Below are 14,638 nucleotides of genomic sequence, written 5' to 3'. Positions count from 1 at the left end.
AATTTGATTTTTCTAGCCTAGTCTGTGGGATTTTAAAATCCGCATATCTATAATTTTTTGTGAACGAGGAACTGATGAACAGCTTGGAACAGCTGCGGCAAGCAGAACAGGCACTATTAGAAATTTTTTCTGGAATTGACGCTCAGGTCAAGCATAATCTAAAACGAGTACTGGATGGCTTTCGTAATTACCGTGTAGGCGCACACCACTTCGCTGGTGTAAGTGGTTATGGTCACGATGATTTAGGAAGAGAAACTTTAGATAAAGTTTTTGCCGAAGTTATGGGTGCCGAAGCGGCGGCGGTGCGAGTGCAGTTCGTTTCGGGAACTCATGCGATCGCCTGTGCTTTGTTTGGTGTTCTCCGTCCGGGAGATGAAATGTTAGCAGTGGTCGGTTCTCCCTACGATACGCTTGAAGAAGTTATTGGTTTACGGGGTCAAGGTCAAGGTTCCCTGATCGAGTTTGGCATAAATTACCGTCAATTGGAGCTAACCTCCCAAGGAACTATAGATTGGCAAGCTTTAAGTACTAGTGTGGCCCAAAACACTCGTTTAGTCTTAATTCAGCGCTCTTGTGGCTATTCTTGGCGTCCTAGTTTGTCAATTACTGATATTGAAAAAATCGTCCACTTAGTCAAACAGCAAAACCCAAACACCGTTTGCTTTGTAGATAACTGCTACGGTGAATTTATCGAAACTAGGGAACCTACATCTGTCGGTGCTGATTTAATCGCAGGATCATTGATTAAAAATCCTGGTGGCACCATTGTCAGCGCTGGTGGTTATGTCGCCGGTCGTGCCGACTTAGTGGAAGCAGCCGCCTGTCGCCTCACTGCTCCTGGTATCGGTAGTTATGGTGGTGCTACTTTTGACCAAAATCGCCTGCTGTTCCAAGGACTATTTTTGGCTCCGCAAATCGTAGGAGAGGCGATCAAAGGGACTTATCTTACTGGTTATGTATTTGATAAACTCGGTTATCCAGTGAATCCCGCTCCTCTGGCTCCCCGTGGAGATGTAATTCAAGCAATTAAACTCGGTTCAGCCGAAAAGCTAATTGCTTTCTGTAAAGCCATACAACAGCATTCTCCGATCGGTTCCTATTTAGACCCTGTTCCAGATGATATGCCGGGGTATGAGAGCCAGGTGGTGATGGCTGGGGGGACATTTATTGAAGGGAGTACTTTGGAATTATCAGCAGATGGGCCAATGCGTGAGCCGTATGTCGTTTATTGCCAGGGGGGGACTCATTGGACTCATGTGGCGATCGCCTTGGAGGCGGCGATCAATGTAGTAGGAAATGCTGGCAATTAATTATAGCATATATTCCGCAGAGCATGAGGTTTATTGATTGAGAAATTAGTGAAAGGCGATGCCTGCGGCGGGCTACACCAACGCATTTGTTATTTCGGTGATCGCATTTGTTATTTCGGCGAACACATTTGTTATTTCGGCGAACACATTTGTTATTTCGGCGAACGCATTTGCTATTTCGGCGAACGCATTTGCTATTTCGGCGAACGCATTTGCTATTTCGGCGAACGCATTTGCTATTTCGGCGAACACATTTGTTATTTCGGCGAACACATTTGTTATTTCGGCGAACGCAAAATTTCAGATAACTGCAAACAAATTAGTTTTCGTCTCGCCCGTGAACTTGAGCGGGTGGACTGGTTACCTCAACAGCAGTAAATGGTTCTAAAATTTTATAGGTGTGGCTGGCTCCTTTTGAGGCTTGAGAACTGAAAGTCAACACATTTTAGAACAATTGTTCGGTAGACAGGAGAACGACAAATAATGAGCGATCGCCACACCACAACTGCTGCACGTCTCAATGTTTACATCCAAGGTCAAGGATTTCCAATTTTAGGTTTACATGGTCATCCTGGTACTGGTCGTAGTCTTTCTGTCTTTACCAATCATTTATCAAAACGCTACCAAACTTTTGCCCCCGATTTACGCGGATACGGCAAAAGTCGCTACAACGGCAATTTTGACATGAATGACCATTTGACTGATTTAGAAGCGCTGCTAGACCGTTTGCAGATTGAAAAGTGCCTACTATTGGGCTGGTCACTTGGGGGCATTCTAGCAATGGAGATGGCATTACGTTTGCCAGAGCGCATTACTGGGCTGATTTTGGTGGCGACAGCCGCAAAACCCCGTGGCAGTCATCCTCCTATCACTTGGCAGGATAATTTATATACTGGCATTGCTGCTCTATTGAACTATATAAAACCGAGTTGGCAATGGAATATTGAAACTTTTGGTAAGCGATCGCTTTTCCGCTACCTAATCCAACAACATACATTTATCACTTACAATTACATCGCCAAGGAAGCAGTACCAGCTTATTTGCAAACCTCCCCTGCTGCTACTCGCGCTCTGTATAGTGCAATTCAATCAGGATACAATCGGCTTCTAGATTTGCAACAAATACAATGTCCTAGTTTAGTACTTGCTGGCGAACAAGACCGCCACATCACAGTTGATTCCAGCTTAGAAACTGCTCGACATCTCCCAAATTGTAAGTGGCAGTGTTATCCCAACACTGCCCATCTTTTCCCGTGGGAAGTTCCCCAGCAGGTGCTGAATGACATTGACCATTGGTTGGAAGAACATCCGCAGGTAATTGGTAGTCAACAATAATTACCAATTCGTAATTAAATTGAGAGTTAGAGGAAGCGATCGCAAAGGGTCGTGCCGTTACAAGTGGGTCTAATCCCTATCTATAACGTAATAACCTAAGTTGCAGCTTATGAAATTCCAGGTGTTTGGTAACGGTCGATTCAAGCGATCGCGCACATCGAAAAACATCGTTGCAACTAGTGCCGTATTACAGCAATTTTTAGGTATTTAGACCAAAACTGAGAAGGAGGGTAGGGAGTAGTGTAGTTTAATTACTTGAAAAGCGCTGTAAAGACAATTAAGGACTGTAAGTGAGACTGAAGTATAAACCATCGTCCTGAAGACTACCGCTTGGGTTTTCTATATCTACAAAGGGAATGCCATAATCAACTCGGATGTTAAAGTTTCGCATTGGTTGCCATAACAATCCTAAACCTGCACTAGCCAAAAATGGATGGTCAATATTATCTCTTTTATTCCAGACTTGTCCTAAATCAACAAAAGGGGTAAGTTGCAAAATAGGGACTCTTTCTCCATTACGTAATATAGGAATTCGACCTTCTACTGATAAGCGATATCCATTATCTCCAGAACGAGCATTTTGACGGTAGCCTCGAAGGGATTGACCACCACCAATAAAAAATTCATAGAATGACGGTAGATCATCTGGTGTCAGCTGTATATCGGCTTGCACTATCAATAAATTGTCATTGCCCAATTGTTGAACCCGTTGTACCTGACCTAACCAACTAAAAAAGCTTCCATCCTGATTTGGTTCAGAACTGACTGTAGCATCGAAGATATCTAAGCCAAAACTAAATTGAGATTGTATCGCCCAAGCTCCTTGAGTGTCACGACGAGTATAATCTTGACCAAACTTAAGAACACGGGTACGACTAGGTTCAGTACTTACGCCAATCCCATCAAAGGTAAAAGATCCACTGTTCCCTTGAAAGGCAATTGCTGTAGAAAGCGCAAACTCTTCTTTTAGCGATCGCACTAACGGTTGACGATAACTGATTTCATAAAAATCCAAACTACCTTTAACATCAGCAAAAGGTTCTGTTGGAGCAGGATTGACCAGCTTATTGTTATTTGGTGCAGCACGAAATTGCACAGTCCCATTCATTGGATTGAGCGGTACACGATAGGTGAAATCATATATGTTGGACGCAGCCCGATCAAAATCATCAAAGTTCACGCCAAAGTTGTATGAGGCGGTAATTTCATCTCCAATCCCGGTTAAATTGCGGTAGCGTAGAAAGACTCCAGCCCTTTCTGGAGCAATACTGGGTGGAGAGTAGTTATCTACACTAAAAATACTTTCAAAGGACTTTGCCTCTTCTACCCTCACGGTGAGAATACTTTCACCTAACTTAGAACCAGCGCTTAAACTAGCATCTATATTGTTAAATAGAGGATCGATCCGGAGTAGCCTTAGTTGTTCTTCTAACTTATTTGTATTCAGGGGTTTTCCTATTCCTAAACGCACGCGGCTACTTATATAGTTACGATTCAACCGCCTGGTTCCCTCAATCTGAATTTTCTCTAAACGACCTTCAATAACTCGGATTTGAACGACTCCATCAGTAATCACCTGGTTGACTAAAACTGCTCTTGAGGTAATGTAGCCTTTGTTCAAGTACAGTTTAGTAATCGCATCGGCTGCCTTCTGTAGTTCTTCTAGATTGACAGAGCGTCCTTCTAAAGGTTGCACAATCGGATTGATTTCTTTTGCAGTAAAGATAGTGCTACCAACCACTTCAACTTTACGAACAAAAATAAGCACATTTGGTTGAGATGGTTGCGTTTGTGGAGTTGGGGGAGTCAGAATTGGCTCTTTTTGTTCGGGTAGTGGTGTTGGATCTGGTAAGGGTTGCGGAAAGCGATCGCGGTTAGGATCAGGTCTTGGATTTACTGTTGGCGCAGGCTGGTTTTGAGCCACTTTCTCTACTGTATCTGCGGTTGGCTTAATACTTGGTATGGCAGTTGAACTCTTGGAAGCAGCGTAAGTTGGTAATAACCAAGCAAGTACAATTGCACTTGAAATTGTCAACCTGCACCAAGACAACACATATTTCACACTCCAACGCATAGAGTTTTTGCTCATAGTTTTTCCTAAAAAAATTTTAGTTATATATTGTGTATAAGTAACAATTAACACTCTAATAAGATGTTCTCTGTTAAATTTAATCTTTCCTACTCACCTGTACAAGATAAACTTCATACTCATTTATGTTGAGTTACATTTCGTTACTACTTATATCCAGTAAATACATTACTATATTTGATAACTTTGGTTATGCAAACTCAGTGCTTACCGAAAGCTATCGGAGGAGATTATGTTACATATTCTTGACATAAAAGTTAAATTTAGACTATTTTACCTATCACATTTGTCGTTAGATAGATTTTTGCCAGCAAGTATATGTGTCTTTTATAATACAAAAACTTGTTAATGTCGAGATAGCAAATATGTATTTTTTACAGCACAGCATAAGATAAAATTTATCCGTATACAATCAATTTATTAATACACAGTTTTCGACTTTAAAAAATAAATATCTATCTTATGATAGATGAAATTATAGTAAAACTGTAATTTTTAAAAAAATGTGTAAAGATAGAGATAATAATCTAAGTAACACTTGGAATAAAGTATGACAGTAAGTCTCAGTGTATATCGAGCTTTGCCGCAAACCTAGACTCTTACAGATTTACTAAAGCTATTTGATAAAAACCAGATATAAATCAAGGAAATTTGTAGTGAACAGAATTGGCATATGGTTAACAACACTTCCTCTGCTGGGAGTTATTGGAGTCGGACAAGTACAGGCACAATCAATAACTCCAGCAGCAGACGGCACAAATACCGTTGTGACTCCTGATGGCAAGCAATTCAATATCACTGGCGGACAGACTTCTAAAGATGGAGCAAATCTGTTCCATAGTTTGACCAAGTTTGGTCTTAGCCAAGATCAGATTGCCAACTTTATTTCTAGACCGGAAATCCTTAACATTCTCACACGAGTGAATGGTGGTGATCCTTCTGTAATTAATGGTCTAATTCAGGTTACAGGTGGAAAATCGAACTTATTCTTAATGAACCCGGCAGGGATTATTTTTGGGCCGAACGCCAGCCTGAATTTGCCTGCTGCCCTGACGGTAACAACAGCTAACGGCATTGGGTTTGGTTCTAATTGGTTCAATGCAGTTGGTAACAATAACTATGCAGAATTGGTAGGAAGTCCTAGTGCTTTTGCTTTCACTATGGATAAGCCAGGGGCAATTATTAACGCTGGTAACTTAAGTGTTGGGGAAGGACAAAACTTGACGTTGTTGGGTGGTACGGTGGCGAGTACCGGCAAACTCTCAGCACCAGATGGTCAAATTACTGTAGCGGCGGTTCCAGGTAAGAGTGTCGTGCGGATTAGTCAAGCGGGAAATCTGCTGTCTCTTGATGTACAACCAACAATAACAAATGGTAATCAACCAAACAACTGGACATTACCAGTTTTGTCTTTACCGCAATTATTGACTGGTGGCAGTGGGGGGAATGCTACAGGAATTACAGTTAACAATGATGGAACAGTTGCACTTACTGGTTCTGGCCTAGTTGTAGAAAATGGAGATGTAGTAGCAAAAGAAGTAACTGCTCAAACTGCAACACTGGCTGCCAATCATAATCTGACCTTGGTAAAGAGCCAACTAAGTACGACAGGGAATTTAAATCTGCTAGCGCAAGACACCGTGCAAGTGCGTGACGGTTCAGAAAAACCCTTCATTGCTCAGGCAGGAGGGGATTTGTTAATCCAAGGCAACCAGGGAGTTGATATTTTTGCCTTGAACCATCCTGCAAGCGGTTTATTTTCTGGCAAGAACATGGTTTTGCGCTCTGCTAACACAGTAGGGGGAGATGCCCACTACACAACAGGTGGCAGCTTTCGGATTGAACAGTTAGATGGAAATCTAGGAAATTTGTTTAGTCCTTACGATCCGATTATTAAAGCGGCTGGAGATGTTAGCTTCAATAGTTACACAGGAGCCTCGTTGCATATCTTAGCTGGAGGTAGCGTAAAGATTCCAGGTACTATCACTATTAATGATAAAGATGTATCAAACTCTCTTGCAGAGGATGTGATTCTGTCTGATGGTAAGACAACTATATCAGTTAATGGTGCTAAACAACAAACCTTAGACATACGAGCGGGAACAACTGCATTCGGAAGCCCAGGCTCTACACCTAATTCTATTCCAGATATTCTTCCCCAGCCTAATACTCCTGTAACAAGCGCTAATGCAACAAGTGCAGATATAGAAATTGGTAGCGTCAAGATAACTGATCCCAATGGTTTAGTTTTGCTAACGAATCAGTACAAAGCCAATAACTCATTACCAGGCGGAGTAATTCAGGTAAATGGAGACCTTAATACAACTACTAGCAATATCTCAGATGATACCGGTGATATATCATCAGAAAATGGCGGTGCTGTGGTTATCGACTCTCGAAGAGACATTACATTAGGGAACATAAAAGACGTTGATAATGACCTAGCGAGGTCTGGTACTGTAACTTTATTTGCTCCAGAGAACATTACAGTACAAGATATACAGAGTGACTCTAATGTTAAATTAACTTCTAGTAGGGGCAATATTAAAACAGGCGGTATTTCTACTTTTGGAAAGGTAGTTTTATCTGCTGTAGCAGGCAACATAGAAGTTGATACCATTTCTTCGGGACGTTTTTTTGATTCCTCTAATATTGTCTTTTCTGGTGATATTTCGATCACATCTGGTGGACTTTTCAGAGCAATTGGAGGGGGTAGTGGACTTATCGTAGAGGGGTTGAGTGTTGGGGATGTGAACGATTTTAAACCTCGTAATGATGGCCTTTACCCTAGTATATTCGCCAGTATATTTGCCGTTACTCCAGCTAATTATGATGCTAAGTATAATAATGAAAAGTATGAAAATACGCTTACACTCACTATTAAGACTAAAAATCAACCACCGTATATTGAAGGTACAAATGACGGCAAAGGAAGTCGGATCAATATTGAGGTTGGAAGTGAAACTTTTTTAGTGGGAACTGGCAAAGAAAATGGTTCCTTGAAAGAGGGCGTTAGTGGTACTGCTGGAGCTATTACCACACAAACAGGAAACGATTCTAGTGTAGTAGTAGCTGTTACATCTAGGACATTCGGCAAAGTAACTACAGTAACTTCAGTAGATCCAGGAAAACCAGTAACTTCAGTAGATCCAGGAAAACCAGTAACTTCAGTAGATCTAGGAAAACCAGTAACTTCAGTAGATCCAGGAAAACCAGTAACTTCAGATACCCCAATAACTACAGTCATCAATAACACTGGTAGTAGTAAAAACGAAGCTCAATCAGAAATCCGAACTTTTGGTGTCTTGTCTTTAGACAAATCGCTGGTTGCTCTTCTCAAATACAGTGGTCATGCTACGAAGTTAACACTTAGCAATGATGGAAAAGGAGAATTAACAGGCTCAAATCTCAATGCTGGAGACAAAGAAGAGGAAAACAGTTTGAATGAAGTCTTCAATCTTGATGGGAATTTACTGCATCATATAACAGTCCTAAATAATTCGTGAAAAATTAGATCCCCAACAACTTTTACGAAGTCGGGGATCTGAAAACAGCGAATTTTCAAAAATCAGATAGGATTGCTAAAACAGCTATGTTTTAATAATAAATAGCATGGTAAAAATAAACTATCAGTTGATCCTTAAACTCATTTCTATCTTCGCTAGCGTCTTAATGCCTGTTTTAGCAACAGTACCATTTGTGACTTCACAAGCGATCGCACAATCTCAAGTAACTGCTAAAACCAAAGCAGATGAATTTCTGCAACAAGGACTGAAACAGTATCAACTTAATCAATTTGTACCCGCCATCCAATCTTGGCAACAAGCACTGATAGTTTATCGAGAGTTTAAAGACCGTCGAGGAGAGGCACAGACGTTAGGAAATCTGGGGCTTGCTTATAGAAATACAGGCGAATATAGCAAAGCTATTAATTACCAACAGCAAGCTTTGACCATTTTTCAAGAACTTAAAGACCGCCAATCTGAAGGGCAGCTTTTAGGCAACTTAGGTAATGCTTATTTAGCAATAGGTGAGTATGATCAAGCGATTAAGTCTCAGCAGCAGAGTTTAACTATTGCACGAGAAACCAAAGACCGACTCGGAGAAGGTGTTGCTTTAGGCAGTTTAGGAATGGTCTATGCTGAATTGGGCAAATATCCCCAGGCTGTTGAGTCATATCTGCAAAGTTTAGCGATCGCACGAGAAACCAAAGACCGAGAAAGTGAAGCAAGTACGCTTAACAATCTCGGATCTGCTTACCAATCTCAAAACAACAATAGTAAAGCACTTGAAGCCTACCAACAAAGTTTAACCTTGGCGCGGGAAATCAAAAATCGCAGTATCGAGCAGACAGCTTTGAGCAGCCTGGGACTGGCATACGAAAGCTTAAGCGACTATCCCAAAGCAATTGAATACCAACAGCAGAGCTTAAAAATTGCCCAAGAAATAAGCGATCGCCGAGCAGAGGCGTTAGCTTTAAATAATTTCGGACATACTTTATTTGTATCTGGCAATTTGGTTGAGGCCGAAAACAAACTCCGCCTTGCAGTCAAAGTTTTAGACTCACTCAGACAAGAATTAGACGATCAAGGCAAAGTATCAATTTTTGATACACAACTTGCAACATACAACTTACTCCAACAAATTCTAGTAGCGCAGAACAAACCTGAAGCTTCATTAGTAGCTTCTGAGCAAGGACGCGCCCGGGCTTTTGTAGATTTAATGGAGACAAAACTTAGACCTAATTCAGCCTCTCAAATCGCGCCCCTAACAATTGCTCAAATCAAACAAATCGCCAAACAGCAAAAAGCCACACTAGTTGAATATTCGATTGTTCCCGATGATTTCTTGCACCAAGGCAAACTAAAAGCCCCAGAATTAGAACTCTTAATCTGGGTGGTTAAACCTACGGGTGATGTAGCCTTGCGACGAGTTAATCTCAAGTCATTATGGCAGCAAAAGACCTCGCTCCAAAAAATAGCAACTAACACTCGTGATGCCATTGATCCAGCAACAAGTAATTCTGCAAATCCGGCAGCAGTTTCTAAAGGCTTAAAGCAACTGCATAAACTCCTGATCCAACCAATTGCTGACGAACTACCTAAAGACCCTAATGCTCGTATTGTTTTTGTTCCTCAAGATTTTCTTTTGTTAGTTCCTTTCACAGCCTTGCAAGACAACGATGGTAAGTACTTAATTGAACAACACACGATCGTTTCTGTCCCTGCTATCCAAGTGTTGGATCTGACTAATCAGCAAAGACAACGCAGCCAAGGATTAGCAAAAGATATCTTAGTCGTAGGCAATCCCACAATGCCCAAAATGAAAGTGGGAGATCCGCCGCATGAGTTGTCACCGCTACCTGGTTCAGAAGAAGAAGCCAACAAAATTGCTAGTCTTTTCCAGACTAAAGCGATTACTGGCGATCGCGCCACTAAGCTAGATATCATTAAGGAGATGCCTAGAGCCAGGGTGATTCATTTAGCGACCCACGGTCTACTCGATGAAGTGAAGCAATTGGGTGTTCCTGGTGCGATCGCCTTAGCTCCATCTGGTAATGATAACGGCTTTCTTACCCCTAGCGAAATCCTAAACTTGCAACTTAATGCCGAACTAGTAGTATTAAGTGCTTGTCAAACAGGTAGAGGTGAAATTACAGGAGATGGAGTGATTGGGTTATCTCGGTCTTTGCTTTCTGCTGGGGCTGCTAGTGCGATCGTCTCCTTGTGGGAAGTACCAGATGATACTACAACAACGCTGATGCTAGAGTTTTACCGCAATTTTCAGGGTCAAGCTGACAAAGCCCAAGCACTACGCCAAGCAATGCTCAAAACAATGCAACAATCCTCAGATCCTACAGATTGGGCTGGCTTCACTTTGATTGGTGAAGCTGATTAATAATTTATAACTGTTCTGCCACGAATAAAATACACTCCATAGAATAAAATTAATGATTCAAATCTTTTTTTCCTCTATCTTGAAGCCAAAGTGTATTTCACTTAAATGATAATCGCTACAAATGATGCTAATACTATTTTCTTTATAAGTTAAACCTATGTTAGGTCAGCTACTAGCCGGGCATTATCAAGTACTAAAAGTCCTGAGTGCGGGGGGATTTGGACAAACTTATGTAGCTCAAGATATGCACAGACCAGGTAATCCTACTTGCGTTGTTAAGCATCTAAAGCCAGCTAATAGCGACCCTGCCTTTTTAGAAGCAGCTAGACATCTATTTGCAAAAGAAGCAGAAGCGTTAGAACAACTTGGTCATCACCCCCATATTCCTCGGCTTCTAGCTTATTTTGAGGAAAACCAAGAGTTTTATTTAGTTCAAGAACTGATTGATGGCAACTTGCTCAATACAGAGTTGTTACCTGGTTATCATTGGAGTGAAAGCCAAGTAGTCCAACTACTGCGAGAAATCTTAGAGATTCTAGACTTTGTTCACGGCAATGGCGTTATCCATCGGGATGTTAAACCTAATAACATTATTCGCCGCCAACAGGATAATAAACTAGTTCTGGTTGATTTTGGTGTAGTTAAGCAAATAAATATGCAACTGGCTACAGCACAAAGCCAGATGAGTACCTCTGTTGTTGTAGGCACTTTAGGCTATATGCCACCTGAGCAGTTAAGAGGTAAACCTCGTTTCAGCAGTGACATTTACGCTCTCGGAATTATAGCTATCCAAGCATTAACAGGACTAAACCATCAACAATTAAGAGAGGATGCTAGAGGTGAAGTTGACTGGTACAGCTACGCTCAGGTCAGCCCTGAGTTAGCTGGTATTGTCAGTAAGATGGTATGCTACCACTTTCAAGAGCGTTATGAGTCTGCTAAAGAGGTACTGGCTGCACTTGAAACCTTAATGATTCAATTTGGATACGCAACAACACAGCCAGGCTTTTACCCTCAATACTCCCATACAGAGTCAGGCAGTTGCCCTCCCACTGTACCATTATCTCAGTTTAGGCAACAATCATTAAACACAGCAGAAAATAATCCTCAGTTATCAACAGCGTCAACTTTAAATCTACCTGTTTCTCCCAACAGTCCTCAATCGGCAGGTTTTGCTAAAGCGTTCGCCCTTAGCGTTAGCGCAGCGATCGCTGTGATTAAATCTCCAATAGGAGTTACATTAGGCATTGCTACTTTTGTCAGTATATTTGGTATTTTTGCTTTTGATTGGCATAAAAATCAAAATTTCTTAGCAAGCGTGCAAGAGATTAAATCTTTAAAGCAATCAAAAGAATATGAAAAATGTATAGAAAAAGGCGCTAACCTTAGTCTTGCTAGTAATAATTCATCACCGTATTTACGAGCAAAAACTGAGCTTATAAGTAACTTAAATGAATGCCAAATTTTTCAAGCTAAGGCTCTGGCAGCACAGTCTAACTTTCCTCAAGCAATTAAACAGGCTGATAAAATTCCGGTCAATCAACCTTTTTTTGAAGATGCTCAAAATCTCATTAATGAATGGTCTCAGAAACTTCTCACGCAAGCGACCCAAAAGTATGAGCAGTTAGGAGATGTGAATAATGCAATTCTTACGGCTAGAGAGATTCCACAAAAAAGCTCTAATTTTAAAAAAACTCAAGAGTTGATTGCTAAATGGCAACAGGAATTTAATTTTAATAAAGAACTTTTTAATCTTGCACAAAGTGCATTAACTCAAAATAGATTTACTGATGCCATCACTTCAGCAAGCAAGATTGCTGCTACTCAATATTGGCGAGAAAAAAAAGAAGCAATTATTCAAGAAGCAAAATCTAAGCTCGAAGCAAACAATACCAAAACATCTTATTCTTCTAATACTACAGTTGTAAGAAGTAAACCAATAGCACCTAGAGTTACCCCAGTAATCCGCAAACTAAATAATTCAAATTCAAAAACCTCATCTAGTAATTATCAACCAGTAATTAGAAAGAGAAAGTTAAAACCTCAAGTTTCACATACTCCAAAACCTGCAACAATTGATAATTGTCAATCTTCCAACTCTATTTTTGGTCAAGGTTCTAACTGTCAGAACAATTGAATGCAACAAACATAAATAAAATCTATTTCTTTACTTGATTTTTTTTCTGATGCTATGAAAACTAATTTTTTTTTACCGTTTTTGATAACATTTGCTGCTACAATCGCTCTACCTATTGTCAGTCTAGCCAAACCCAAACCTCCAAGCAAGGTACAATATATTTGTGAGATAAAACAAGGTATTCCTATTACTTATGCACGCACTCCAACAGAAACTGTTGAGTTGATCGGCTGGCAATCTCAAGTTTTTAGTAATTCAGGTTATACGCCTGAACGACGCTGCCAAGAAGTAACAGCAAGATTCCAAAAACATTCAGATGCAGGTAATCTCAGGTTCATTACAACTGGCAAAATGAATCATCAAAACGTGATGTGCGTTGCCCAAAGCCAAGGTGGTAATTGTATATCAGATGGTTTGTTACTCACCTTTGAGCCTAAAGACGAGCCTCAGAAAGTTCTTGTAGAACTCTTTAATGTTTCAACTAGAGTCCGGAAGATCAGGCTTACTAGAGGTAAGCCAGTTTACATTGATGTAGATGAATATTTGAGCAACGTCTCCAAAACTAGACAGAGCCAACCCATACAGGTAGAAAAACCAGCATCTCAGGATAACTGTAATGGCTCGTTTTTTTGCTCTAATTGATCCTTTTTATCGAAACAGAATAAAGGCCTCAGTTGTCAGAATTAAGCATGTGAATCCTGACCGAAAAAGCGGATAGCGCAGCCTTAGCGAGTCCGTGAGCGTCTAAATAGACGGGTTTAAGACCCCCACCAAATTGAAAATTTGGTGGTCAACAAGACAGTGGCGGGTCTGAATCCCCCATTGATAGCGCAGCGTTAACGAGTCTTCTCCCAAGGGCGACCGAGCGTCTTGATTCTGACTTCTGAATTCTTCTTCAAGAAAAGTATTTAATTAAAAATCAGGCAAGTTAATTAGGAATTATAGCCAGGCATGAATTTACGTTTACTAATTCTTTTTGCTTCTATGGCTGGCTTGCTAGCCATAGAAGCAGTTAATTCAAGTGTTTTCGCTCAAATAACTTCCACCAGAAAAACACATGAAGAGTTAATTGTAAAGCAGTTACAACAGTACGCTAAGTCCATTACAGTCAAAGTGATTTCAAATGACTCTTGGGGTTCAGGAGTTATTATCCAACGCAAAGGAAAAGTTTATCTAGTACTGACTAATGAACACGTCCTATCTCGAGGAAAACAGCATCGTATTCAGGTTGCTGATGGTAGTATTTATTCAACTAGTTTACTGCCTTCAATTGGCTCTAACGATGACTTAGGGTTGATTCAATTCTATAGCCCTTCTATTGTTTATCCAGTGGCAGTTCTAAAGCAAACATCAAGATTAGAAGTAGGTAATAGGATTTTTGCCGCAGGGTTTCCCTTTGACATTAATTTGTCTAAGTCGGGTAAATTCGAGTTTACTACTGGTAAAATTTCCGACTTACTCAAACAACCTTTGATTGGGGGTTATCAAATTGGCTATACCAACAATGTTAAACGCGGTATGAGTGGCGGACCATTACTTGATATTCAAGGTGAAGTCGTAGGTATCAACGGTATGCCTAAGTATCCATTATTAGGCAACCCTTATGTTTTTAAAGATGGCTCCACTGTTTCTGAAGTAAGATGGCAAGAAATGAGCCACTTGAGCTGGGCGGTACCAATACCAATGTTTCTTCATCTTTTATAAAATTTTATGTTACCAAAATTGGAAAAACTAAACCAGCGTCTTCAAGAAATTCAAAAACTGGTTGCACCTAAAGTTGATCAAGATTATGAAAGCTAGTGAGGCTGCGAGCGCACTCTTGCATAACTAGCAACTTGGGTTAATAGACGTCTGGTAAAATTAAATATA

At 40.6% G+C, this 14,638-nt stretch carries 9 protein-coding genes and 1 pseudogene; 7 read left to right on the top strand and 3 right to left on the bottom strand.

Going from position 1 to position 14,638, the window contains the following annotated elements; translation table 11 throughout:
* Nucleotides 1-74 precede the first annotated feature (74 nt).
* A complete protein-coding gene (locus V7K56_RS16470; RefSeq protein WP_334911952.1) occupies nt 75-1,310 on the top strand; it encodes a methionine gamma-lyase family protein in 1,236 nt (411 codons plus the stop codon).
* Nucleotides 1,311-1,382: 72 nt separating this feature from the next.
* Here the strand turns inward: V7K56_RS16470 and V7K56_RS16465 are convergent, their stop codons facing one another.
* Both V7K56_RS16465 and V7K56_RS16460 read right to left on the bottom strand, forming a co-directional pair.
* On the bottom strand, nt 1,383-1,583 hold the full coding sequence (locus V7K56_RS16465; RefSeq protein WP_334911951.1) for a hypothetical protein: 201 nt from the start codon (nt 1,581-1,583) through the stop codon (nt 1,383-1,385).
* 46 nt (nt 1,584-1,629) lie between these two features.
* Nucleotides 1,630-1,725, bottom strand: a pseudogene (locus tag V7K56_RS16460) (cupin domain-containing protein); the annotation flags it as partial.
* 68 nt (nt 1,726-1,793) lie between these two features.
* On the opposite strand from V7K56_RS16460, the gene V7K56_RS16455 reads away from it, so the two are divergent.
* Nucleotides 1,794-2,645 (top strand): alpha/beta fold hydrolase, encoded by an 852-nt coding sequence (locus V7K56_RS16455; protein WP_334911950.1) that lies wholly within the window; start codon nt 1,794-1,796, stop codon nt 2,643-2,645.
* 277 nt (nt 2,646-2,922) lie between these two features.
* On the opposite strand, the gene V7K56_RS16450 is transcribed toward V7K56_RS16455, so the two are convergent.
* A complete protein-coding gene (locus tag V7K56_RS16450) occupies nt 2,923-4,734 on the bottom strand; it encodes a ShlB/FhaC/HecB family hemolysin secretion/activation protein (RefSeq protein ID WP_334911949.1) in 1,812 nt (603 codons plus the stop codon).
* 656 nt (nt 4,735-5,390) lie between these two features.
* Here V7K56_RS16450 and V7K56_RS16445 point away from each other — a divergent pair.
* The 5 genes from V7K56_RS16445 (at nt 5,391) to V7K56_RS16425 (ending at nt 14,473) form a co-directional block, all read left to right on the top strand.
* Nucleotides 5,391-8,240, top strand: a complete 2,850-nt coding sequence (locus tag V7K56_RS16445; RefSeq protein ID WP_334911948.1) for a filamentous hemagglutinin N-terminal domain-containing protein — start codon at nt 5,391-5,393, stop codon at nt 8,238-8,240.
* A 106-nt stretch (nt 8,241-8,346) separates the two neighbouring features.
* Nucleotides 8,347-10,632 carry a CHAT domain-containing protein gene (locus tag V7K56_RS16440; protein WP_334911947.1) on the top strand — a complete coding sequence of 762 codons (2,286 nt, stop codon included), beginning with the start codon at nt 8,347-8,349 and terminating at the stop codon, nt 10,630-10,632.
* Nucleotides 10,633-10,789: 157 nt separating this feature from the next.
* Nucleotides 10,790-12,769, top strand: coding sequence for a serine/threonine-protein kinase (locus V7K56_RS16435; RefSeq protein WP_334911946.1), 1,980 nt, complete (start codon nt 10,790-10,792; stop codon nt 12,767-12,769).
* Between the two features lie 54 nt (nt 12,770-12,823).
* Nucleotides 12,824-13,411 (top strand): COP23 domain-containing protein, encoded by a 588-nt coding sequence (locus tag V7K56_RS16430; RefSeq protein ID WP_334911945.1) that lies wholly within the window; start codon nt 12,824-12,826, stop codon nt 13,409-13,411.
* Nucleotides 13,412-13,720: 309 nt separating this feature from the next.
* A complete protein-coding gene (locus V7K56_RS16425; RefSeq protein WP_334911944.1) occupies nt 13,721-14,473 on the top strand; it encodes a S1 family peptidase in 753 nt (250 codons plus the stop codon).
* Nucleotides 14,474-14,638: the final 165 nt, after the last annotated feature.

Origin of the sequence: Nostoc sp. (assembly GCF_036917535.1) — a bacterium.
Taxonomy (GTDB): Bacteria; Cyanobacteriota; Cyanobacteriia; order Cyanobacteriales; family Nostocaceae; genus Nostoc.
The sequence above is the reverse complement of the archived record's forward strand: the minus strand, read 5'-3'. Positions and strand labels throughout refer to the sequence as shown.